The sequence below is a fragment of the Planktotalea sp. genome, from assembly GCF_965659345.1.
Taxonomy (GTDB): Bacteria; Pseudomonadota; Alphaproteobacteria; order Rhodobacterales; family Rhodobacteraceae; genus Planktotalea.
Window position 1 is genome coordinate 34035 of the sequence record NZ_CBFHVK010000016.1, and the last position, 23962, is coordinate 57996.

23 protein-coding genes are annotated in these 23962 nt (G+C 50.0%); 11 read left to right on the forward strand and 12 right to left on the reverse strand.

Translation table 11 applies throughout. From position 1 onward, the window contains the following. The first annotated feature begins 420 nt into the window (after positions 1-420). The 4 genes from ACTG3Z_RS13425 (at position 421) to ACTG3Z_RS13440 (ending at position 6426) form a co-directional block, all read left to right on the forward strand. Positions 421-1611, forward strand: coding sequence for a diguanylate phosphodiesterase (locus tag ACTG3Z_RS13425; protein ID WP_439143572.1), 1191 nt, complete (start codon positions 421-423; stop codon positions 1609-1611). Then, a complete protein-coding gene (locus tag ACTG3Z_RS13430) occupies positions 1608-2327 on the forward strand; it encodes an EAL domain-containing protein (protein WP_439143573.1) in 720 nt (239 codons plus the stop codon). The genes ACTG3Z_RS13425 and ACTG3Z_RS13430 overlap by 4 nt, the downstream gene beginning before the upstream one ends. A 42-nt stretch (positions 2328-2369) precedes the next feature. Continuing rightward, positions 2370-4094 (forward strand): ATP-binding protein, encoded by a 1725-nt coding sequence (locus tag ACTG3Z_RS13435; protein ID WP_439143574.1) that lies wholly within the window; start codon positions 2370-2372, stop codon positions 4092-4094. Positions 4095-4275: 181 nt separating this feature from the next. Further along, positions 4276-6426, forward strand: coding sequence for an ATP-binding protein (locus ACTG3Z_RS13440; protein WP_439143575.1), 2151 nt, complete (start codon positions 4276-4278; stop codon positions 6424-6426). An 81-nt stretch (positions 6427-6507) separates the two neighbouring features. Here ACTG3Z_RS13440 and ACTG3Z_RS13445 read toward each other — a convergent pair whose 3' ends face one another. After that, positions 6508-6807 (reverse strand): hypothetical protein, encoded by a 300-nt coding sequence (locus ACTG3Z_RS13445; RefSeq protein WP_439143576.1) that lies wholly within the window; start codon positions 6805-6807, stop codon positions 6508-6510. A gap of 267 nt (positions 6808-7074) precedes the next feature. Beyond that, the gene (locus ACTG3Z_RS13450) at positions 7075-9723 is read right to left on the reverse strand and encodes a flagellin N-terminal helical domain-containing protein (protein WP_439143577.1); all 2649 of its coding nucleotides are present in this window, start codon (positions 9721-9723) and stop codon (positions 7075-7077) included. Between the two features lie 313 nt (positions 9724-10036). On the opposite strand from ACTG3Z_RS13450, the gene ACTG3Z_RS13455 reads away from it, so the two are divergent. Next, a complete protein-coding gene (locus ACTG3Z_RS13455; protein ID WP_439143578.1) occupies positions 10037-10612 on the forward strand; it encodes a hypothetical protein in 576 nt (191 codons plus the stop codon). Here ACTG3Z_RS13455 and ACTG3Z_RS13460 read toward each other — a convergent pair. The 7 genes from ACTG3Z_RS13460 to ACTG3Z_RS13490 are packed head-to-tail and all read right to left on the reverse strand — an operon-like array spanning position 10609 to position 14368. Continuing rightward, positions 10609-10923 carry a hypothetical protein gene (locus ACTG3Z_RS13460; protein WP_439143579.1) on the reverse strand — a complete coding sequence of 105 codons (315 nt, stop codon included), beginning with the start codon at positions 10921-10923 and terminating at the stop codon, positions 10609-10611. The genes ACTG3Z_RS13455 and ACTG3Z_RS13460 overlap by 4 nt on opposite strands. A 43-nt stretch (positions 10924-10966) precedes the next feature. Beyond that, positions 10967-11248, reverse strand: coding sequence for a hypothetical protein (locus tag ACTG3Z_RS13465; RefSeq protein WP_439143580.1), 282 nt, complete (start codon positions 11246-11248; stop codon positions 10967-10969). Then, on the reverse strand, positions 11245-11583 hold the full coding sequence (locus ACTG3Z_RS13470) for a flagellar biosynthesis anti-sigma factor FlgM (protein ID WP_439143581.1): 339 nt from the start codon (positions 11581-11583) through the stop codon (positions 11245-11247). Before ACTG3Z_RS13470 ends, ACTG3Z_RS13465 begins: the two co-directional genes overlap by 4 nt. A 33-nt stretch (positions 11584-11616) precedes the next feature. Then, positions 11617-12354 carry a flagellar basal body P-ring formation chaperone FlgA gene (gene flgA, locus ACTG3Z_RS13475; RefSeq protein WP_439143582.1) on the reverse strand — a complete coding sequence of 246 codons (738 nt, stop codon included), beginning with the start codon at positions 12352-12354 and terminating at the stop codon, positions 11617-11619. After that, entirely contained in the window at positions 12335-12688 is a 354-nt protein-coding gene (locus ACTG3Z_RS13480) for a type IV pilus assembly protein FimV (RefSeq protein WP_439143583.1), read from the reverse strand. Before ACTG3Z_RS13480 ends, flgA begins: the two co-directional genes overlap by 20 nt. Continuing rightward, positions 12689-13849 (reverse strand): flagellar assembly protein T N-terminal domain-containing protein, encoded by a 1161-nt coding sequence (locus tag ACTG3Z_RS13485; protein ID WP_439143584.1) that lies wholly within the window; start codon positions 13847-13849, stop codon positions 12689-12691. It abuts the gene before it with no gap. Positions 13850-13852: 3 nt separating this feature from the next. Next, on the reverse strand, positions 13853-14368 hold the full coding sequence (locus ACTG3Z_RS13490; RefSeq protein WP_439143585.1) for an LPP20 family lipoprotein: 516 nt from the start codon (positions 14366-14368) through the stop codon (positions 13853-13855). A 182-nt stretch (positions 14369-14550) separates the two neighbouring features. Between ACTG3Z_RS13490 and flhA the strand changes: the two genes are divergently transcribed. The 5 genes from flhA to ACTG3Z_RS13515 all read left to right on the forward strand — a co-directional run bounded on the left by flhA (position 14551) and on the right by ACTG3Z_RS13515 (position 19619). Then, complete coding sequence (gene flhA, locus ACTG3Z_RS13495; RefSeq protein WP_439143609.1) at positions 14551-16650, forward strand: flagellar biosynthesis protein FlhA; 2100 nt, start codon at positions 14551-14553, stop codon at positions 16648-16650. Positions 16651-16692: 42 nt separating this feature from the next. Further along, positions 16693-18249: a hypothetical protein gene (locus tag ACTG3Z_RS13500; protein ID WP_439143586.1), complete on the forward strand. Its 1557-nt coding sequence runs from the start codon at positions 16693-16695 to the stop codon at positions 18247-18249. An 80-nt stretch (positions 18250-18329) separates the two neighbouring features. Then, positions 18330-18701: a flagellar export chaperone FliS gene (gene fliS, locus ACTG3Z_RS13505; protein ID WP_439143587.1), complete on the forward strand. Its 372-nt coding sequence runs from the start codon at positions 18330-18332 to the stop codon at positions 18699-18701. Beyond that, entirely contained in the window at positions 18679-18990 is a 312-nt protein-coding gene (locus ACTG3Z_RS13510) for a hypothetical protein (protein WP_439143588.1), read from the forward strand. Before fliS ends, ACTG3Z_RS13510 begins: the two co-directional genes overlap by 23 nt. 137 nt (positions 18991-19127) lie before the next feature. Next, positions 19128-19619 (forward strand): hypothetical protein, encoded by a 492-nt coding sequence (locus ACTG3Z_RS13515; RefSeq protein ID WP_439143589.1) that lies wholly within the window; start codon positions 19128-19130, stop codon positions 19617-19619. 113 nt (positions 19620-19732) lie between these two features. Here the strand turns inward: ACTG3Z_RS13515 and ACTG3Z_RS13520 are convergent, their stop codons facing one another. The 3 genes from ACTG3Z_RS13520 to ACTG3Z_RS13530 form a co-directional block, all read right to left on the reverse strand. Beyond that, complete coding sequence (locus ACTG3Z_RS13520) at positions 19733-19909, reverse strand: hypothetical protein (protein ID WP_375264529.1); 177 nt, start codon at positions 19907-19909, stop codon at positions 19733-19735. A 384-nt stretch (positions 19910-20293) separates the two neighbouring features. Further along, a complete protein-coding gene (locus ACTG3Z_RS13525) occupies positions 20294-21394 on the reverse strand; it encodes a ParB/RepB/Spo0J family partition protein (RefSeq protein ID WP_439143590.1) in 1101 nt (366 codons plus the stop codon). Beyond that, positions 21391-22734, reverse strand: coding sequence for an AAA family ATPase (locus ACTG3Z_RS13530; RefSeq protein ID WP_439143591.1), 1344 nt, complete (start codon positions 22732-22734; stop codon positions 21391-21393). The genes ACTG3Z_RS13525 and ACTG3Z_RS13530 overlap by 4 nt, the downstream gene beginning before the upstream one ends. A gap of 722 nt (positions 22735-23456) precedes the next feature. On the opposite strand from ACTG3Z_RS13530, the gene ACTG3Z_RS13535 reads away from it, so the two are divergent. After that, positions 23457-23921 (forward strand): DnaA N-terminal domain-containing protein, encoded by a 465-nt coding sequence (locus ACTG3Z_RS13535; RefSeq protein ID WP_439143592.1) that lies wholly within the window; start codon positions 23457-23459, stop codon positions 23919-23921. The last annotated feature ends 41 nt before the right edge of the window (positions 23922-23962 follow it).

Genomic DNA, 23962 nt, shown 5'->3' on the forward strand with positions numbered 1-23962 from the left:
TATTGTCCGGTGAAACCTTACTTCGGTCTGGTGAAACTGATAAACGTTTCCAATGACCTATCGCGAACTCAAAGACCCGAAGAACTTCGATGGCCTTCGCCTGAAGAAAAGGAAGATCGTTTAATAAGGTTAATGTCGGGCCAGATTGATATTAACGATCTTCTAAATCAAAAACTGGACCACATAAATCTTATGAGTGACCTCAAACGCCACCCGAAAAGGGAGGTATCAAACCGCGCCAGGTCCGGAAAAGATCCATCGACGCTAGGTTTGATAGTTTTCTCCTCAACCTAAGCGTCCCTCACTACACCATAGAGTGTAAAGTCGCTCAAATCCCCTTGTAGCGCAGTCCTAAAAGCGTTAGCAAAAACGTATAATTTTTTGGCGTTTCGCTAAGTCTGTGCGCGCAAAAGGAATGAAATGTCGCGTCTCATCCACATCATTTACAGCAGCGCTGCAAAAGCCCCATTTAGCTATGAAGATCATTTGACACTTCTGGGGACGTCCCGCACAAAGAACTCTAGCCTCAACATCAGCGGAATGCTTCTACACATCGAGGGCAGCTTTCTTCAGGTGATCGAGGGCCGCGAAGAAGATATCGATGAACTCTTCAACAAAATCGCGGACGATCCTCGCCACGGAAACATCGTCACGATCGTTCGGGAATCGATCGCGCAACGCGCTTTTTCAGATTGGAGCATGGGCTTCGCTGACGTAAAGCTAGATGAGCTTGAACAGAACACGGGTTGGAACGATTTTCTAACCAATCCTGACGCGTTGCATACCTTAGTGCCCGGCCGCGCCCAAAAATTGCTTAAGGCGTTTATAGACGGGCGCTGGAGGAGCAAAACACCAAGAACTAAACCTGCCGCACCACTTACCACGGACGCTCATCCAGCCAAAATCGATACAGATGACATGGCTGTTGCATTCCAGCCCATCATTTCGTTCGCACAGAACGCAGTCGTTTCTTACGAAGCACTGACATGGGACAATCGCATGCAAAGGGAAATGACCGTTGCAGATAAAGGTGCAGAAGCGCTGGGACAAATTGAAGAAGTCGCACGCAAACATGCGATGCTCATGTCCGCAAAGCCGGGTATGAACTTTGGGATTAACATCAATGTACGCCCTGTAAGCCCTGAAGATGCAGTCAGCAAAATGCAATCCATCATCGACGAAGCGAAAGCACAGAACTTAGCAAACCGCAGTATCACACTTGAACTCAACCAAGACTACCTAAGCGGTGACTTGGATTCGATCATCAAGATCGTTCAGGATTGCAAAGAAAACGGGCTCAAAATTTGCCTTGATGACTTTGGTGCTGGCCGCTCAGATTTGAACAGATTGGAAATGAGCCAACCCAACTCGATCGCCTTGAATCCTCAGTTGGTGCGCGACGTAGACACGAATGGGACCAAACAAGCGATTATCCGCGGGCTTGTTCAAACAAGCGATGACCTAGGAATTGATATCATCGCGAAGCACGTCGAAAACGAGCGAGAGCTTGACTGGCTCGTCGCCGAAGGGATCGATCTTTTCCAAGGCGGATTGTTTGGCACGCCCAAGATTGACGAATTTCCACAAGATGTGCGCTTGCCAGCAAAATGACACCGAACCAGTCCGTACCAGACTTTTCAATTGCCTTTCAGCCCATCATCGATGCAGCAGCTGGCACAATTTACTCGCAAGAGGCCATAGTAAGAGGACCAAAAAGCGCGTCTGCGCAGTCGCTTTTCCTCTTACTTGACCCGGCGGTGCACGCCCAAGCCGATGCCGCCTTCCGGTTCGAAGCAATCCGTATGGCGGGATTGGCAGGTCTCACCAGTCAGCTCAATGTGAGTGTACTTCCCAGCGCCCTTGAAAGATCAGCAGATGCTCTGAAAACAACACTTGAGGCAGCTCATCAGTTTGGTGTCTCCCCAAACCACTTGGTTTTGCAAATTACAGAGAACGAGATCATCATTGACTCAGCAACATTCACCAGGCGTCTGGATGATTTGCGACAAGATGGCTTGAAGCTTGCGATTGATGATTTTGGTGCCGGCTACGCTGGACTTAATCTTTTGGCCGATTTTCAACCGGAGGTGGTCAAGCTCGACAAACGCTTGGTGCGCGACATCGCCCATCACGGCCCTCGCCAAGCAATTGTGCGCGGCATTTCAAGAACATGTAACGATCTAGGCATAGATATTATTGCCGAGGGTATTGAAGCAGAAGAAGATTACTTTTGGTTTTTGGATGAAGGCATAACCCTGTTTCAGGGGCGCCTTTTTGCTCAACCAAAGTTAGGCACTATCACCACAGCATTTACGCTGCCAAAGTGACACCAGCCCTAGTCTTGAATACCTCAATAAGTGATTTGAAAAATGCCAAAGAAGAAAAATCCAGAAGACCCACAAGACCCAGACAAACGTACAGCTTCTGATACCACAGTCCGCGATCTTCAGGCTCAATCCAACCAATTGTACCGCGCCGCAAACGAACTTCAACGCACCAACCGTTTTCAATCCATGATCTTGGACAGCATCAATCAGGGCGTGGTTGTGGTAGACGAGTTTTCGCAACTTGTCGCTTGGAATGACGAATTCTTAAAGCTCTATGGACTGAACCCTAAAGCGCTTCAAAAAGGGATGGATCTGCAAATTTTTTGCGATTTGTTTGCAGCCTCTGAAGACAGTCCAGAGCGCGCGCCTGCCCTATCTTTCAATCACCGCTTGGGCGCACTTGGGGCAGGTGATTATCTTGATGTGCTTGCCGATGGCAAAGCTATTGAAATTCGGATCAGCGATAGAACCTCGGGCGGGCTGATCGCCACCTATACAGATGCCACCCCTCACTTTGAAACTGAAGCAAAGCTTCGTGACCAAAGAAAACAACTAAGCGAGCAAGTTACGCGGCTACGCACACTTGGCTCATCTTTAGAAGAAGCACGCAAACAAGCCGTTCATTCAGATCAGCAAAAATCGCGATTTTTAGCGATGATCAGCCATGACATCAGAACACCAATGAGCGCGATCATCTCTAGCCTAGAGCTTTTGTCAGACGACAAAACACAAAAAGATCATGACCGACTTCGTGAAGTCGCGCTCGCCAGTGGGCAGCAAATGCTGTTTTTGCTCTCAGATATCATCGAAGTGTCGCGCACTGATGGTTGGAACTTCACAATCAAACCAGAAAACACCGCAATGACAGAGCTGTTGAAAGCCGTTGTTGATGCTTGGGAACCTTTAGCCGCTAAGAAAGATATCACCCTGAATTTGCAAATCGGCAAAAACGTTCCAAACCATATCCAAACGGACCCCAAGCGCTTGCGCCAAGTGATCGACAATCTCATTAGCAACGCCATCAAATTCACTCAGATTGGCTCGGTAACCGTCAACGCAGAATTCCGCAAAACGCCCCAAGGCGATGTCATACGAATTGGGGTGAAAGATACTGGCCGAGGCATCGATAAAGAGAAGCAATATAAGCTTTTCCAAGAGTTCGGTCGCGTTGAAGATACCAACACACCTGCGGTTGAGGGCACCGGATTGGGGCTTTCGATTTCTAAACGCATCATCGAAAGCATGGCAGGAACGATCGGCGCTGAAAGCGACACTAAGTCAGGCAGCTTGTTCTGGATTGAAATACCTTTCGTGCCAGCAGAACAAATAGACGAGCCGAGCACGATAGCGCCACAAAGCCCCTCAGACACAATATCAAAACAAGGGCCTCCACACATTCTCGTCGTAGATGACAATCAAGTGAACCGCATGGTCATTTCATCATCGCTGAAAGTGCTTGGCTGCACGACCGAGGAGGCCATCGACGGTAATGACGCGGTGCAAAAGATTGAAAGTGGTGATTTCGACCTCATCTTGATGGACAACTATATGCCCAACGCAAGCGGTCCAGAGGCAGCGAAACGCATCCGCGCCGCAACAACACCCAAAAGCACAGTTCCAATCGTTGGCCTTACAGCGTCTGATGATCAACATGAAAAAGACGTTATGCTGAAAGCGGGCATGAATGTTGTCTATGTAAAGCCACTCGGCAAAGCGGTCCTAACGTCTATTCTACGCGAGTATGTAAAATCACCTCGACTCCTCTAAAGATAACAGTCGTTATTCACATGCCCTCAACTCTGCAACATTCCACGATTTATCAACGCGAATAAAGATAACAACGGAAACCGCATTACATTAAGCTTCGGTCAAGCAGCCTCAGGCTACCGCGCCCAAAACACTGCAAAGAGTGAGGCTCCTTGAAACAATTGTATTGGAAGCAATGCCGATGTTGTTAAAAGAAGACGCCCCTACGAATGAAGACCACCACTCCATCCATACCAAAGTAATTTTTATTACATCTTGGGGTATCGTCGTTTGCTGTATCGGCTGGATGGCTCTCGCATACTATCTGGGTGAACCGCTAATCGCTCTTTTGACAGCACCAGCTTTGCTCGGTACAATCTTTGCAACTATTGTTACAGCTTACGGAATGCCCTTACTAGGACGATCAGTTTGGAGCGCTGGCGGTATCGTTGCAGTGACTTTGGCAAGTTTTACAATTCATGAAGCCGCTAACCCAGAACTTATGTACCTTATTCTGCTCGGTGGGCCATTCTTGACGTTCGCCGTGGGGCGCGAAAACCTTCAGCTCATAATTGTAACAAGTGCCACCGCCATTTCGTTGGTTGCCGTACTTCTGCTAGGGAATGATTTCTTTGGAACACCCTGGGTCGGAGAAGCGATCGCAGAAAAATATGTGGCAAATGGAATGCTGGTAATGGTGTTCATTCTGATCGCCGTTGAGATGGCTGCATTCGGAATTTTGGCCCATACCAATCAAGTTAAGATGGAAGCCTCCAACACTCAGGCACGTCTTGCTAGTAGAGCGAAAACAGACTTCCTAGCCGCTATGAGCCATGAAATTAGAACCCCAATGAATGGCGTCGTGGGAATGGTAGAAATTCTCGAGAGCAGCAAACTCACGACGGAACAAAGCCGCATTGTCGAAACGATCCGCGACTCGTCGACGGCGCTATTGTCCATTATCGAGGACATTCTCGATATGTCCCGGATCGAAGCTGGCAAACTAGAATTAAAGCTTCAAAAAACTGAGCTCTTAAGCGTTTTCGAAAAATCAGCGGACACGCTCAGGCACTTTGCTGAAGCTCATCATGTGACCTTGTCGATAAATTATGATCCTGACTTGCCCGAATATTTGAGTTGCGATCCTGGTCGCTTGCGCCAGATCACGTTGAATCTGCTATCTAACGCCATCAAGTTCTCAAAAAGGCCACCAGAGGATCCAAAAGGTCAGGTTCTTCTAACTGTTGGGTATAACGACCAAGGTAATTTGAAGGTGGAAGTCTCGGATGATGGGATAGGCATCAGTGAGGATTTCCTATCCAGTTTATTCGACCCGTTTGAGCAATCAGCAGAGGTCCGACGTCATGAGTTTGGCGGGTCCGGGCTTGGCCTTGCGATCGTTTCACAACTTGTCGAAAAACTTAACGGTTCAATTGGAGTGGAAAGCCAGCGCGGACAAGGGTCTACCTTCACTGTTCACCTACCCATACTTGATCAAGAAGGCCAAATAAGGCTCCCAAACCTAGCTGATAAGACGATCGCTTACCTGCAAAATTCAGATGGCGGTATGCACTATTTTCAAAAGCTCATAGAACGCTCCGGTGGTCATTTCATGACTTTCGAGACTCAAGAAGACTTGATCACAGCCGCCCAAATCCAGAACGATAACGTCGTTTACATCGTACCTTACGCCTTCGAAAATTGGCAGAACGACACGGCAACCGACGGATCTAACACTTGGAATTTCTCTGACAATACAAACGTGATCTTTCTGTCTTCTGCTCACCACCAATTGGCCAACCACTCTCAGCAAGAACATATTGTCCTTCCATCTGCCCCCATTTTGAACAGCGCTTTGATTAACGCGCTCGAACGCGCTTTCAACATAAAAGCCCCCGCGCCGGACATCGGACAATCAAATGAAACCGCGTTGCTTTCAGACAAGAAAGACAGTGATGCTCCACGGATTCTTGCAGCTGAAGATAACGGCATTAACCGCGTTGTTTTGGAAAGCCAGTTGGCGCAACTAGGATATGCTCCAATCATCGTAGAAGATGGCGCAAAGGCTTATGAAGCATGGAAACTTGGTGAGTTCGATCTCATTTTGACCGACTGTCAAATGCCAATCGTCGACGGGTTTGAATTGACCAGAAAGATCCGAGAAGATGAGGCTAAAGACGGCCTAAACAGCATCCCGATAATAGCAATCACCGCAAACGCCGTGCGCGGCGAAGGCGAACGATGTGTAGCGGCAGGTATGGATGCTTATTTAACCAAGCCGACAACTCTGGCTGAGCTGAAATCAACCCTTGGAAAGCACGTAAAGAACGCGGGCGTTACGTCCACTGGGTAAACCGGGCAGCGCTTTAGAATGGGCCAAAAGATGAACGAGCGCGACTAACAGCAACGCTCGTTTTCATTGTTCAAAATTTGGCTAGCTCGCAAGTGCGACGGGGTTAACCAATCTTAGAATAGGCCGGTTATCCTGCACCGTTTCGAACGCTGCACTTTGTATGTCAGTTCCATTCAGCTCAGCTTCGCATTCCCGAAGGTCCAGCAGAACTTCTTCAACAAGCGTTTCCAGAATGCTCACCCGATGTTCGGCATCAAAATAGCGTTCTTCGAAGAGACGCTTCTCTCGCATTAAATCTGTGTTTCGTTCCTCTAGCTCGTTCACTGCCTCAAACAGCCGGTTGATATGTTTTAGCGCCTTTTTGGCTTTTTTTATTTTCACGTTCACTGTCCTAGTTTCTGTAGTTCTGCGACCACACGACCTTCAATACTTGCCTGTATTCAGCGAATGCCTGAGGCAACAAGAACTAGGTGAGCTCTAAGAGTCCCACGTATGCTAAGTGCAAATCAAATACGCAAAAGAGAGTTTGTGCGCCCCGCAGCCCTGCTCAACTATCGAAAGTGCAGTGACATTTTGTGCGCACGATAGGGGCAAACAAAAAACGGGCCCGGCATGCCGGACCCGCTCGATTTAGTTTTCTGTTAGGATTTAGCCTTGCAGCAAGCTCAATACACCCTGCTTGGATGCGTTGGCCTGTGCCAGCATAGACGTGGACGCCTGTGCCAGGATCTTGGACTTCGTCATGTTCGTGCTTTCAGACGCAAAGTCTGCATCTTCGATGCGGCCTTTTGCAGCTTCAGTGTTCACAGAAACATTGGTCAAGTTGGAGATCGTTGAGTCGAGGCGGTTCATAACCGCACCCAAGTTTGCACGTTCTTTGCCGACTGTCTCAATCGCACGGTCCAGAGCATCAAGAGCAGATGTTGCGCCCGAAGATGTCGAGATATCGATAGCAGCAACCGCGCTCTGCGATGCTCCAGTACCTGTGTCATCAAGCATCTTGCCAACACCCTGCTCAGACCCTGGTGACGTCGTCATTACGCCAGTGCCGTCAGAGCTATAGTTGGACAGTTCGATCTCTCCACCAAGCGAGTTGGTCAAAGTGATCGCAGATGTGCCAGATGTCACAGATGCAGTAATGTTGGAACCGGACTGGGACAAAGCAGACTGAACTTCTGCAAGCATTGCAGAGTTGTCTGTTGTGTCAAAGCTCGTCAAACGAACAACAGAGTTTGTACGACCGTCAGAGATCTGGAAGCTCACATCGTCGGTAGCGTCCATGGACAGTTCCATCGTTGTCGCAGTCGCAACACCCGCAGCTGCAGTAGATGCACCTGTCACAGCGTTGGTATCTGTCAACGTCGCAGAACCACCCTGCCCTGCCGCAGTCGCCGCAGTAGCACTACCTGTGCCTTCAGAGCTGAAGTCGGTAATGTTGATCGCACCGCCGGAAGCGTTTGTCAGCAGCAAGTCACCGTTGGACAAGGACGCTTCGATACCAGTGATGTTGGACTGGGAGTTAACCGCCGCAACCATGTTATCCAAGTTGCCGTCCGCGACCTGCGCCGTAACCTGAGAACCGCCAACTTTGAAGGAGTATGTGTCGTCTTCGGAGAAACGCATTGTTGTCTCGGAAGGCGTCGCTTCAACACCGTTGTTTGTAGATGCGTTCTGCGCTGTCACAAGGTTCGTGGAACCCAATGTTGCAGTACCCGCAACTTCAGCCGCTTTACCTGTTGCGCCAAAGTTATCAAGCGTAACAGCTGACAAAGACTTGTTTTCAATCTCAAGCTTGCCGTCAACAACACGCGCTGTGATGTCACCGTTGATTGTTGTGTTCGCATTGATCGCGTCACGTGTCACGCCAATCGCTTCTTGCAGGGAATCACCGGCAGAAGCAGTTGCAACTGTGAAGCTCTCGCCACCTAGATCGAAGCTGTAGTCACCCTCAGATTCAGAGAACTGAAGCTGAACAATAGCGCCCGCGCCAATATCACTTGTGTCAGATCCACCTTGAGCAAACGTGTTGCTTGGTGTTGCAACCGCTGAGTCTGTGCGGATTGTCATAGACATCGAACCAGCGGAGCCTTCTTCAGAAGACGCTGCGTCGAAGTTCGTGATCTCGATGTTCTTACCGGACGTGTCTTCTAGCGTGAAGACTTGACCAGATACCGCAGAACCGGCAGAGCCTTCACCAATCGCAAGCTTCAATTCAGCAAGCAACTGATCTTCAGTCGTATCTGTACCAAGGTTGGAAACGCTGATGTTGTTGCCGTTGACTGTGAAGTTGTAGTCTTTACCAGCTTCAAGTGTCAGCGTACCGGATGCGTTTGTGACACCGCCACCGCCAGTGTTGCTAAGTGATGTCGTCGCACCAGCATCATTGAGAAGAAGGCTAGAACCAGATCCGGACACAGATGTGTAGGACGCTGTGCCGTTGCCGTCGGAAGCAAAGCCTGACACAGAAACTGAGTCACCAAGCTTGTTCGTGATGCTGATAACGTTGCCGTTTGCTTTCGCTTCAACAGAACCAGCAGACATTGTGCCAGCTGTTACAGCCGCGCCGATTGCTGTGTTGATCTTGTCTGCAACGTCAGAAGCAGAACCGCCTGCAACATCCGCACCCGCAATACTAAGCGTTGTTGTGCCGCCAGCGCCATCGCCAACTTCAAGATCAAAGTCATATGAGTCGTTACCGTTGAACGCCATCTGAGCAACCGTCTCAACCGCTGCTTCACCAGATGCAGCGTTAGATGTGGATGCTGTGCTTGCTGCGCCAGACAAAGATGTACCAAGCGCTGTCGTGCTTAGGTTGCCAACTTTGAAGTTCATTGTTTGGCCGCTGTTTGCACCCAACTGAAGATCAAAATCGCCGGAACCGTCAAGCAAAGCCGTACCGTTAAAGGCCGTTGCACTTACAACGCGGTCGATTTCTTCTTTCAACTGCTCAACTTCATCGTTCAAGTTAGAGCGGTCATTGGAGTTCAACGTGTCGTTGACCGATTGTACAGACAGTTCACGCATACGCTGAAGCATGGATTCAACTTCAACCATTGCGCCTTCAGCTGTTGCAGCCATTGACTGGCCCTGGCCCGCATTTTCGATCGCTTGGTTCAAACCGCGAACCTGGCTGTTCATACGTGAAATCGTGGAAACGCCAGCCGCATCGTCAGATGCAGAGTTAACACGCTTACCAGTCGCCAAACGCTCCATAGAAACGTCCATGTCGCGGTTTGCGCTAGAGGCAGCCGAGGCCGCCATAAGCGCGCTTGCATTACTTGCAATTGAAAGTGCCATTACACTTCTCCTGAATTAATGTTCCGAGAAATGAGGACAGTTCCAATTCATCTCTCAGACCGCTGGGCGTTTGTGACTGCCACTTGGTCCGCATAGGGTAACGGCACTCAAACGCGGACTTTAGTATTTAGACAAAAAACTTTTGAAAAAATTGGAATTGTGAGGTCGTGCAATCCACTCTATTAATGGGGTGAGCTTAAAAAGGTATGGTGTTATGTCATTTTCACGCAAGCGCACGCGCACTGCACACTTAAAAAGAACTTTGGCAACGACAGCAATGTGCAGCATCCTTACAGTGTTGCCCTCACACCTAATGGCACAGAACACAGTCAAGCCAGATCCGTTCGACGCGGCGGTCAAGGCGGTCAAGGCCGAGAACTTCACATACGCCTACGATCTTTTCGAAACCCTGGCCCAAGATGAAAACCCTGACGCTCAGTTCAACTTGGCTGTTTTGCTTAAAAAAGGACAAGGGCGTCCGCAACATTTCGCTAAGGCGCTCGAATGGGCACTGCTCGCTCAGCTTGGTGGCGTGTCACAAGCCAAAGCACTGAGTGACGAACTTAGCGGGCTAGTAACGCAAAAAAGCTATGAAGCTTGCATCGCCAACGTTGATACAATGCTAAAAGAGCAACTCGCCAAGGGAAACCGTCGCACAATCCTGCAATACATTGTTTTTAATCAAACAATCATTCCAGAACCAAACCTAGAAGCTGCGTATCTCTGGGCGCTCATCGGCAGCGCGCTTGGTATTCCAAACGCCAACCTTCTACGCGACACGGTGTTTAACGAACTTGATTCCGAGACGATAGAAACCGCACAAGAAAACGCCCGAACCCTGTTCGAAGAGCAGGATATGGCAACGCTATTTTCGTCTTCAAAAGGTTAGATATCGTAGCTCGCCATAGCAACGCGGGCTTCGTCTTCGCTGAAACCGTTCTTGGTGGCCTCTTCCAAAACATTTGCGCCCGCAGCGATTGCACTCAGCATTTCTTCGATTGCAGCTTGGCTTGAGGTCGCGACAACCTCTTCAACAGCGGGCTGCTCGATATGATCGTGCGCCACTTCGTCTTGCACCCGCATTTCTTCAAGCACTTTCGCATCCACTTTACGCAAACGGGTTTGAATAAATGAAAAAACCAGTGCGGATAAAGCTAGGAATGTCAGTGCAATTTCCAAAGGTTCAAATCCGAAAAACATTTTGAAGTTTCCTTATACAAAGAGATTAATAAATAGGCCGGCGTCAATACTTTGAATTATACGTTCGCTCTTTAGATTTTTCTAAAAATGGCGAACGCAATTCAGCGCTTTTAGACGCGTATATAAATTCTTTTGACAGCTTGTTTCCAAGTGTTGCAAGACGCGGGTCGCCCGCATCAATCTGGTCGCGCGCGACCTGCATGAGCTCCACTAAAACTTCTGAACGCTTTGTATATTGCTCAACATCATCTCGAGCGTCTTCAATCTTATGCAAAGCATCTTCGAGGTCCTGAAACACTCTGGTGACGTCTTCGGCATTCATCATTTAAGGGACTCGAACGCTTCCGCAAGACCATCAGCAATCTTCTCGTGATTTAGCGGATAGTTGTTCGTGCTCACCGCTTCGCGGATACGCGCGACAGCTTCAATGTCGATCGGCGCTGGCTGCTCTTGAATCGACGCCATGACACCCGCCGCAAAGGAATCCACTTGAACCGAAGGCTTCGCAGAAGGTGACATTGGGTTCACAGGTGCCCCAAGGCCAAGACTTGCTGTCTGCGCAGAATTGTCTGGCGAAACGTTTACTTTTGGCGTTGCCGAAACCTCAGGCATCTTAATAGACGCGACCGTTCCGGTCAGATTTTGTGTTGAATCAACCATATGCGTTCTCCTATCGCACTATGTAACGGCAGCTCATCTGCTACCTTTAGCAATTATTTCAACTTTTTTTTCACCGCTGATCCGGCCGACTAAAACGGTCTCGCTGCTTAGGTTTTCAACGCGGATCGTATCGCCCAACTGGCCCGGTTCCAGCGCGACACCAGAAGAGATTATTTCGATCCCACCCCGAATGATATGCATTGATAAGATGTCATCTTCTTGCACACTCAGCTCACGCATCAAGTGGCGCGGCATGACTGCAATGCTTGGCGTCAGCGACTGGCCAAGCATTCTACCGACAACTTGGTCCAAGCTGTCATACACGCTCTCAGAAGACAGGCGCTCAATTGGTCGCAGCTCAACATCATCGGGCTTCAACCGATCCCCTTTGCGCATAGGCTGTTTGAGATAAACAGCCTGCGACTTGGGCAAGCTCACTTTGACAGGCATGTTCACTTCATGGCCCTTCACCTGCGCCCGTACAGAAATTTTCCATTTCGCAGGCGACGTACAAATCACATCTACACTGCGCCAACTTCCAAAGGATGGCTTAACTTCAAGCGGCACATCACAGGGATAAAACTGCTTTTGGGGTAAAAGCTTCGGCGCCGCCTGCTCTCCCGCGGCCGCGAGCCTAGCAACAATTGCGTCACGCACTTGAGCACCATCAACGATCCGTAGCTGCGCAGAACTACTGCCCACCATGATCAAGAAGTAAGCAGCTATTCCTAAAACAAAGGTCTTACAGGGCTTAGAACTGGAAAATGACATCAGCGCTCTCCAAACCTGTGTCTACATCCGCCGGTAACGTCAGAATACGTCCTGCTGACATTTTGTTGGCATCACCATTCAAAAATACATCGGGGTTGATCTGCACCGTTTGATCTATCAGTCGTTCTATTTCAGAATGCGCACCATAGTAGTGCATGACGATCCCATAGATCGTTTCACCATATGCAATGTCATGCGTTCTTTGTCCGGCCTCGTCATGATAGGCCGTGAACATCAAATCCGAATTATATTGTAAAACGACATAAGGCTCCTCTGCCTTGGCCACCGTTGCAGTCAAAAAAATGACGCCTGAGAAGACCGCGCGCGCAAACATTTAAGGACGCCCCGCGTTAAAGCGAACGTTCGCTCCAGACAGTTTTACACCCGCCCGCGACGCATTCATCGGTGCAACAATCGCACTACTTTGCGAAAGCTCGACGACACGAAAAACCGTCCAAGCTTGGCCCTGGCCTTCTGCAAACGCGAGACTTTGACGAGTTAAGCCGTCCCGCGCACCAAGCTGCACCCGATATTGTTTCTTCCCAATCCCGCTCAAGCGAGCAACGAGTGGCGCACACGCCAGTTCTTCCAAGATCGGAACAAGCCCGGCGCCCATCGTTTTGGACAACTCAAGCGCAGCACTCTCTTGGTCCTTGCGGGCCACAACATTCAACGCCCGCCAAGGCGTTCCGGGCGACAACTTCAATGTATGGCGCAACCTTATATTTCGCCCACGTGATGGTGCCGCTGGATCAACAACTTTGGCCTCGACGCTCACAAGCACTTTTCCGCTTCGCATCGAAGCACCCTCAGCAACCCACTTTAAATGAAGCGCACGCGCATTTGCGGATAGCTTCTTAGCAGGCGCTTGCGCCTTGCTCGCACCCCCAAGCAGCAAAGATTGATAATCAAAACCGGCTTGTACAGCTGTGCTTTGCCGAGCATTGCCGCGTGCCAAATCAATATCGCTTTCAACGATCTTCACCTTTGCCGCTTTGCTCAAAACGCCCAACGTTTGGCTATGCGCCCGCGCCAACGCGTCCTGCATCCAAAGTGGCGTTTTCGCACTGGCATAAATCTGCGGCCGAACCGCTGTCAAAACCACATCAGGACGCGCAGAACAGCCAAGTTGAGGCTGATCACCAACATAAGCGTCGATCGTAACTTCGAAATAACTTTGCATTCGGGTTTCACGAAGGATCTGAAAATCAAGAATTTTGCTAGAGGGACGCAAAAGGATCGTATCCCCAGTCAGCACACCGTGATCAGCGACAGTAAACCCGTCAAGTTCAGCGCCTCCAGCTAACGAAGCCTGATAAAGGGCGTCTTCCAATGCAGTGCGGCGTGCGATTGCTTCATTACCAGACTGCAAAGCTGCGCGCCCGGTGACACGTACCATCTCAGCTACGCCAATATTCGGCACACCAAATAGTATTGCGATCAGCAATGCTAACTTGAACAAACGTCCAACATTGAAAAAGCCCCGCACGCCCATGATTTAGCGAGCCGCCTTCATGATACGGGCGATCATGTCACGATCGAGCTCCATAACCACTTCGTAGGTGTCACGTCCTACAGGATTGATACGCAGCGTGCGCGCGCCTCTGATTGTCCCAGTAACAGCCGTACGCGTTGTGTCGTTCTGAAGAACTGCGTCAATTACAGTGGTGCGTGAATCCAAACGCATCCCATGAACTTGCTCTGTCAAATCTCGCATCGCATCCAGTCGCGCAACGCGAATGGCCATCAACCTTTTTTGATTCACGTTCTTTGCAGGCTGCGCAGAAATCGTTGCGTAACCTGTGCCGCGAATACTTGGCACAATTTTGGTCTGAACCATCGCATCTGTGTCGTTCAGTGCTTTTTCAACGGCCATAGCATCCCGCACCGCTGGTGCATTGGTGCCTTGGATCGGCCCTTGAGCCAAATCTACAGTGTTGCACGCACTCAAAAGTGTAAAAGCACCGAAAATGGCGGCTGCCGCGCCTGCATTAAAACGTCTGGATCTGAACACCTTGATCTCCTTGGACCACGCTAAGTTAAATTCAGATCACCCCATGCATGTTCCGTGCCAGCCCAAAAGAAATGCCATCAATCGCGGAAAAAACTCAAACTGGCATGACTCTTGCCTTCTTTACACGACGCGCACTGAGTTTTGCGCAACAAGACGTCGTCAAAGGACACTAATAAATGAGCATGTCAGACACCATGCCGCGCAATGCGGGGCTCGGCGAAACAGTAACAGGACTAGCACTGCCGTTTGGCATCTTGATGCTTGTTGCGATGATGGTCCTACCCCTGCCCGCTTTCTTGCTCGACCTGTTCTTTACAATCAACATTCTGATTTCTTTGCTGATCTTGATGGTCGCCCTCCACACATTCCGGCCTTTGGACTTTTCATCCTTTCCAAGTCTGCTCTTGGTCGCGACAGTCCTGCGCTTGGCGCTCAACGTGGCATCAACCCGTATCGTTCTAAGCTCTGGCCACGAAGGAACCGAAGCTGCCGGAAAAGTGATCGAGGCTTTTGGCGCATTTGTCATCGCTGGCAATTTCGTTGTCGGTATCTTCGTCTTTGCCATTATCGTCATCATTAACCTCGTTGTAATTACCAAAGGTGCTGGACGTGTTTCCGAAGTGTCTGCTCGTTTCACGCTTGATGCGATGCCCGGCAAACAAATGGCGATCGACTCTGACCTCAACGCAGGTGTCCTAACCGCCGAAGAAGCGACAATTCGTCGTGAAGACGTAGGCCGCGAGGCCGATTTTCACGGTGCCATGGACGGTGCGTCAAAGTTTGTAAAAGGCGACGCAGTCGCAGGAATTCTGATCTTGGCGATCAACGTGATCGGTGGCCTTGCAATCGGAACTCTTCAACATGATCTCTCTGTCGGGGACGCGGCACAGCTTTATGTCTTGCTCTCCATTGGCGATGGTCTTGTCGCCCAAATTCCCTCATTGCTGCTCTCCATTGCGACCGCGATCATTGTAACGCGCGTTTCCTCGTCTCAAGACATGGCTCAGCACATCAAGGGCGAAATCAGCATGTCGCGTGCATGGTTCCCCGTCGCAGGGGTCCTCGGCCTAATCGGTCTGGTCCCCGGTATGCCAACAACGCTCTTTGCTGGCATGGCCGCTATGTCAGCCGCAGCAGGCTATATGTTCCGACAGGCAGAACTTCGCGAAGAAACAGACGAAGTACTAGAAACAAAAGAGGCAGAAGAAACCAGCGATCCAGACACGCTCACAGTTGATGACGTGGCCGACCTATCTGCGGTTACAATGCTGCTCAGCTACCCGCTCCTTACAATGGTGGATGCCGATGATGGCGGTCCGCTTGCACGTCGCATTACCTCTGTGCGCAAAGAAGTTTCGCAAGCGCTTGGCTTTGTTTTACCGGGCGTGCGCGTGCGCGATGACCTCGTGCTTCCGGCCAATGAGTATCAAATCAAGATCGGGCAAACTGTTGTTGCCGAAAACAAGATTTATCCCGACCACAAGCTCGCAATCCCAGGTGCAAACTCACGCATCAAAGTCGCCGGTATCGATGTCAAAGACCCCTCCTTCGGGATCGAAGCCACATGGATCAAACCGGAACGTGAACTTGAAGCCGAAGCAAATAACTACGTGGTCATTGAACCTGAAACCGTACTGGCCACACACCTAAGTCAGGTCCTTTATAAACACGCTTCTGAACTCATCGGCCAAGACGATGTACAGGAACTTTTGGACAATCTCACTGGCGTCGCACCGCAGTTGGTTCAATCCGTGATCCCGAAATTGCTTCCATTGCACAGCCTCACGGCCATCCTGCGTCATGTTTTGCGCGAACGCATTCCAATCAGCGATTTGCGTTTGATCTTGGAACTCCTCTCAGAAATGGCAGCACGTAATCTCAGCGTTCCTGAGACCGCAGAAGCACTGCGCCCAAGCCTCGTGGGCCTGCTTATTCAGCAAAGCACACCTTTGAACGACCCCCTGCCCGTCGTAACGCTAGAAAGCTCGTTCGAGCATTTGTTGATCAATTCCGCGAAACAATCAGAAGGTGATCAATTGTTGCTAGACGGTGCCTTGGCCGAACGCCTTGTCCAATCCTTGGTCAAAATAAACGAAGAACAAATCGAAGCAGGCAAAAAGGCGTTTCTCGTCGTATCACCCTTGGTACGCCGGAAACTGTCTACGTTCTTGCGCCAACACATCGCAGATTTCCCAGTGCTTTCTTTCACCGAACTCCCAGACGGTCGCCAAGTCGACATTGTCGCGAGCGTTTCGGGCGAAGACGACACCCCATTGCAATAATTGCCCCGTTTTCTAGCAAAGCGACGTAAGGACTAGAAGAACATGACAGAACAGATTTTCAGAGCCGCTGATTCAGACAGTGCCATGGAAAAGGCAATCCGTGAGCTCGGTGAAGATGCGATGATATTATCCGTTAAGCGCAAAGGCGATGTCACCGAGGTCCGTGCAATCAAAGAATCCCTCGTGTCCCTGCCCAAAGTCACCCCAGCTCCCTTCTCCAAAGGCGTGCGCGCACGTACTGTCAGCCTCAGCGACGCCTTGCGCAGTGCAGAAACGCGACGACAAGAGCCAAGCGCTGAGCCTTCGATGCCAGCGCGCCCTTCATTGGATTATTTCTTTGGCGGCGACCCGTTCGTTGACCCCTCCCCTGCTCCCGAAAAGAAAATCCAAAAACAGCCTCTGCCATTGGACGAGCAGGACGAAGCACTGTTTGGCAAGAGTACAAAGATAAACGAGATCTTTTCAGCTCAAAAACCCGATATCAACGAAGCACCTCGTTCAGATGAAATTACTGCACCTAACGACGAAGATCCGACGCCTGAAACACCTGCTTCATTATATCCACTCATGGACAAAGCTGCCTTTGAGGACAGCGATACCGATCCTTTGTTGACGGAATCTGCACAAAAATTCTTTGAAACCTTCCGTGCTGAAACAGCTGACACACTTTCTGAAGCTTCGCCCTTATCAAGCCACATCCCACAACAGGATCCGGCGATAGAGCCCACGCAAGAAGACATTTCAAAGACCGTGTCTGAAATTACGCCTGACCCTATGCCCGAGCCGGCGCGCAACGTAGATATTGAGATCGAGCCGGTCGTTAAGCATAGCGCACCATCCTCGCCAGACGTGTCTCAAATCCTTCGCCAGAACGGCTTTTCAAGCCATCTGGTTCATCGCTGCTCAAATCATGCGGATCTCGTAGATCTTGAAAGCTGTTTGACATTCGCCTGCCAAGAGCTAGCCGCACAGCTCAGCGTTTCTAAAGAAAAACCAACGCCACTGGATAGCGACATTCTTTTCGTTTTCGGCCCAAGCGGTTCAGGCAAGACAACAACCGTTGCGAAACTCGCGTTTGCACGCAATCGCGATGCTGGCATCAAACCGTCGCTACATGCAATCGGGCCAAAGTGCTTTGTCAGTGATGCCAAACTGTCCCAGTTTTCTCAGCTCTTGGATACCGACTTTATCGACACAGTCGAACCCGATCATATTGAAGCTGGCCAACAAGTCATCATTGATTGCTGCCACAAAGACGATTCAGAAATTATTAAATCATATGAACAACTTAAGCGTGATTTCCCCCAGGCACGTGTTCAACCTGTTATGACTCTTCCGGGGACATGGTCAAACCTTGCGACGGAACAATATTGCAGTGATATCGCGCAACTTCAGCCCTGCACTATCTTGACACATCTCCAGATCGGAGCCCTTGGCATCGCAGGGTTTTCAACCCTCGCTGCGCATAAATTGTCGCTTCTAGCAGCAAGTGAAAGCGACCTTGTTGCCGATGGTATCGATATTATTGACACCTTTGCGATAGCTCATTTTTTGCGTGAAACGTTTAGCTACACAGGCAACCAAGCCTACCCAATTTGAAGTTTATCGAATCAGCCAGCTAAACTTACCACACAGTTCGTCGTTACTGTTTTCGACACAGGGAAACGGAAGGTCACGCCATGTCGATGTTAAGTCCAGCAGATATCTACAAGCGTCAACAAAAAACGCCCAGCTTTGATACTGACAACAGCCACCAGCTAATTAAGGCAACACTCGAATACCTCGTTAAAAACCTCTCGCTCATGGCCCAAAAGCATGATCAAGCCGAGGTTTTCCAAACGCACTCTGCCCGCGCATTGACGTCGATCTATGTGCTGCAAAGCAGCTTGGATTTCGAACGTGGAGGCGACATCGCCAGCAGCCTATTTCAGCTCTACGAATACTCCCGCCAACAGGTTCTTAAAGTGATGCGGCACGACAATAGCGGTGACTTGGAACAAGCCCGTCATGCAATAAGTGAAATTCTCGATGCTTGGCACCAGATCAAATAATGTAAGCGGCGCTGTGATCGATCAGACTCTTAGTCAGATCGATACCGCGATCGTATTCTTCGAAGAGTGTTTGGATCGTGTCCGCTATGAAGAAGCGGAACGTCAGGGTGTCGTCATTGCGCAACTAACAAAGGCACTGCCAAGTGCAGGGCCCAATGTAACAAAAGCTCATAAAGAACGTCTAGGAGCGCTCTTAGAGCGCCTAAATACTGCTATCTCGCGATTTGATATGGAAACAAAATCAAAGAAGCAAAATACAGCAAGAACCGCTTATTCTCGCTACAACTGACGCCAGCCAATCCTTTTTTAAAATTTCCTGGACACTCAAATGTATCCTTAGAGAGGAACATCCTTCAAAAGATAGGGTGGCTCTTTCAAAACAAACATTATTTATGAAGTAAGATTTGCGTCCACCGGAGGCGGCTAATGAAAAATGACTCATACGCGCCCCGTTGGGTACTGAACGTTGTTTGTGCTGCAATCGCTCAACGGTTTGTTGAAGGAAATTTGCCTCTAGAAGCTTACGCTAACCAAATGGCCACTGAGCTCGAAAAGCACTATTCGGATTGCTCGCCAGAAAAACTCTCTAGTGCTGCGGAAGCGATGTTGTTCTTCTTAGCAGAAATTGAAGATGACAACGCAATCACGTACTGCAAATCCTTTATCTACAATTCGGCGCTTTTTGACTTTGCAAACTACCCTCGCAAGCTCAAGGGGATGTTCTTCGATCCGCTTGCACCACGCCGTGAAATGACAACAAGCAAGTCGATCGTTTACGGTTTCAGGGCCTTCGTTTTTCGCCTGCGAAGCGATTCACAACTGGCCGCACCATCAGAGTGGATGTTGGCCAATGTGGACGAACTTAAGGTTTTGAATGATATCATTTCGGTCGAAGTGATCTTTTTCGACGCAATCTAGAAACAGGTCAAAGTGCAATGTTTCTAGCGCGGTGACTACTTTCACCGAAAAGTCTTTAAAACACGAGATAGCGAAAACTTGCTTTTCCGCTATCTCTCGTGGTGTCCGTTCATTCAGGCCGCTGCGCCTGTTGACAAGGAAAGGCACTTGCCATGAACAAAGGCCGCACCAACAGAAATTGTCGCTTCGTCCGGACCAGGACCAAACTTAACGATTGGACCTCTGGCAGAATGGAATGGGCTGACAGCCACCGTGATGATCTCTGAGGAATTTGCTCTTGTGTCGCTCATTTTGATGCGTCCTTTTTTTGTTGCTCTAGGGCAAAAGTTTGCGTCCTGACAGTTTTTGGTTTGCAAGCGAGACGCCGTGAGTCTGGTGGCACGACACGTGAAGTTAGTGAACCTGGGGGATTGGCACTAGTCCCGCTTGCTCTCAAGGTTAGAGCCTTTGCCGCAAACAGATGCCATCGCGCGATAGAGATTGAATTGCTGTCTTAAGATACTTTTCGCAACTTTGATGATCGACAAGCACCCTAAAGTTCTTTAAAAAACAATACAACGCTTTGATATTAAATGATATTTCACTTTACCGCTCATTAACTGAAAGAAACGACAAGCTTCGCAGTGATCGCACTCATCAGTACAAAAAGTTGACAACCTTATCCACGGATAAGGTCAATTCAAACCATCAACCAGTGCTGCAATTGCACGTTCAAGGCGACCGCGATCGATGGATGAAAAATCTCTATCAACTTTAATTTCCAAGCGCCCCAACCCCGCCGTACACTTGATCTGCCCGAACGAACTCCCGATGTGAAACGTCGTCTTACTGCGAGCGGTTTTAGCCGATGTAGTTGCGGTCTTGGCACCAACTGCTGGAGCCGCCTCAAGATGAGACTCAGCCCCCTCCCCTATCGCCTCTTTCAAAACGTTTAGCTCGTCCTTGATGCTCCGGCTTTCCCAATCACTCAGACCGTCCTTGATCTGCTTCAAAAGTTCGGGCCGCTCCTTAATCGCACGTGCAACGGATACACCCAGCGCACGTGGAATCTCAGTTGGGTAGAGGAGCGCACTACTGAGTTGATCCAGTAAATACGCAAAGGACCTGATATAACTGCGCTTGGAATAAGGCGCCGACTGAAACAGAGCCGCAACAGCATCAGACAATGAATCCGCATCCGTCTCAGGATCAGCTGCATAGTTTTGAGCCGCATACGCCATTTCAGCAAAGGACAGGTCCTTACGGATGAGGTTCTCATCAATCATGCGACGGTAGAGCCCCGAAATATCGGGCTCACCCGGCATCACAAGGGCAGGGATGCTCTTCCAAATATCATCGCCTGTTTCCGCCAGAAGCCTTTGATAAGCGCTCCAGCGGCGAAAGCCCTGAACCAACTCGAAACCTGTTCCATCAGAGCGTGGCACAACACGGATCGGATTGGACAGACCAACCTCTCGAATGGACAAGACAAGATCATCAAGCTCGATGTCCTCACCTGGCAGACGATCCCGCACCAACAAAAACGTCTTCACGTTCTCTAGCGGGATACTTTGTACAACGGCACCCGCGTCACGCAGCGCAACAAACTCGTGCGCCAGCGCGTCATTTTCTTCGCGAATTGCCTCGGCAGCTGACTTGCGAATTTGCAGCGCTTCAGCGTTCTCAGAAATTGCGCTTGCCATTGGACCACGACGACCTGCCGGAACTTTTGGCTCAATCTCTATCGCCTCATCTTCTGGCATCGCGATATCAAAAACACGTCTTTTACGGCTCATTGATCCACCTCCTGATTAGAAACCTTACCCGCGGATAAGGTTTCATTTGCCATGTCATTCCAGTGCGGCAACATGGTTTCTTTCAGCTCTAAATAAGCCTGATCAAAGCTGCCGCGCGCGCGCCGCCAAGTTTCTCGCGTCATATCGCGATAATCCATTTCATAGATTGAACTTAGGAAACGCCCTGATTGCTCCACCGCCCTCGTCATCTCGACGGGGTGCTCCGCAAGCTTGTCACCAAAAACCTTACCAAAGGCTTCAAACATCGCGCGATGCAATTCGTTGCCCGGCTCATAGCGCGTCAGCAAGAACCGTACATCCCGAAAGACCTTGGGCAGTGCAACCTTATCCGCGGATAAGGTTCCTTCAAATCCATGAGCAAGATCACCCAGCGCTTCACTTAGCTGGCCAATGAAAGACGTGGTACTGTCGTACTCCCAATAGCCGGGACCAGAAGGGACGTAGAGCATATCAGCCGCGAAAACCGCATTCATTGACTGGTAGCCGATCGCAGGCGGGCAATCAAAAAGGATGAGGTCCCATTGATCTTCAGGCAGCTGGTCAAGGAAACGGTTTACTGCCGCAAAGAAAGACCATTCAGGGTTTAGATGGCGGTACTGCGCAGACGCGAATTCAACGAAGGCGGCATTGGCGCAGGACGGGATGATGTCGATTGTTGGCCAGTTGGTTGACTGAATGAAATCGCCAACGCGCAGATCCTGCAAACCGAGATCTGTGATACTGGAAGGAATCGTGCGGCGGGGCAGGGCGGTGCCGCTCGCCGCACCGCGCGGCGCGTTGTTTTGCGCCTCAGTTTCACGCACGAGATCGCGCGCCATAACACCCCAAACGGTATGCTCTTCGCTCACGTCACTTAGACCCATCGAGTGGGACAACGTCGCTTGCGGATCAAAGTCGACGCACAGGACACGGTAACCATCTAAGGCAGCCGCGTGGGCGAAGTGCAGCGCCACAGTAGACTTGCCAGCCCCGCCTTTGAAGTTTGCAATCGCTGTCCGGAACGCGCGACCTTTCGGGCGCTCGGGCAGCAATGGCTTTCCACGCGGCTTTAACTTGCGGCGCAGCGTATTGATCTCATCAAGAGTGAACCAGCGTTGCCGGCCATCCGGCTCGACCTTACCCGCGGGTAAGGTGGGATCGGCGGCCATCTTGCCGCGGAATGTTGATTGGTTGATCCCTAAAATCAGCTCAGAGACCTCCCAAGAAGAGAAGCGTCGCAGCTGCTTTTCATTCTGAGGAGAAAACGTTTGCTGGCGAATCCACCCCTGCATCTTGAGGGATTTGGCCTGAAGGTCGCGCAAGTCTGTGTGAGTAAGCATATTGCCTCGGACGTAGAAAACTATTCGAAGCCAATTTACGCTGGTTTTGACAATTTTGTCGAGAATAATAATATGCTAATACGTTCACTCTACGTCGCGATTAAAGCCTAGCAAACTAAGGGCAGGTATCACATCAACCGATTCGCTTAAACCATTGTAAGTTCGTCCTTTATTTTCAAAACGTCGGTAGATAATGAGGGGACATCAATTGGCCCGAACTACATCTTGAGGGGACATCTAGTGGCTATAGGGGGACGCACTGAACGTCACCCAATACCATTAATACCTAAAATCTTTATTAGAAATTAAATTTGAGAGAGGCTTTATCTCACGAATCCTTGACATTGACCTATAGCACAACGTTAATTAGAGAAGATTTAGGAATAGCGTTTGATTCAACTCGCCAGAAAGGTGAGAACAGGCGTTTCCTGAGGCAGTCGCAATGAAATACAGGGAACGCGCTCATGGCGTCCGAGCATCTGAAAGCGGTGTGCCCAAAACCTTTGGGGCGCTACTCGCAAGCAATTAAATACGACATTATTTCCTCGTTACTTGTCTTGGCGACTTGTGGCACCCCTACACAAGCGAGATTGTCAGTCAGACTCTCTCTTGTAATAACAGCGCGTTATAATTGGCGCACGGGACGATTTGGAGTCGGCCAAAAAGAACTTGCGCGTATGTGGGGCGTGACTGAGCGAACCGCCAAAAGAGAACTCGCGCATATGAGGGGTTTAGGTTGGATAAGTGTTGCTATCGCTTCGGGGCGGGGGCGCGTAACGCAGCATAAAATCAATTTAGACACTGTTCTTTTACAAAGCGCGCCCTACTGGGATGCAATTGGCCCTGACTTTGCGGCCCGCATGACTGGCGCACCTGAACAAGAGCGAGAGCCGGAAGACACTAATGTTGTCCCACTACGCGTAAGCAATGAGACCCCAATATATGACAACAACACAGGCTGGGCTATGGTGGCGGAAAGGCTGCGGGAACAAGACCCTGCCATCTTTAATGCGTGGCTTTCCCAGCTTACAGCGCTTGAGGGGGATGATACGAGCATCACGTTAGGTGCGCCTTCCAAGTTCGTGGCACAGTACGTTAATACGCATTTCTTGCAGCGTATAAAGGCGAGCTTGGTAGCGATCGAGGGTGGACAGAGACAGATTAAGATTTTGTGTCTTGAAGACTAAGGTGCCAGACTTGCGATCCCGCTCGGTTGCGGAAATTCAGG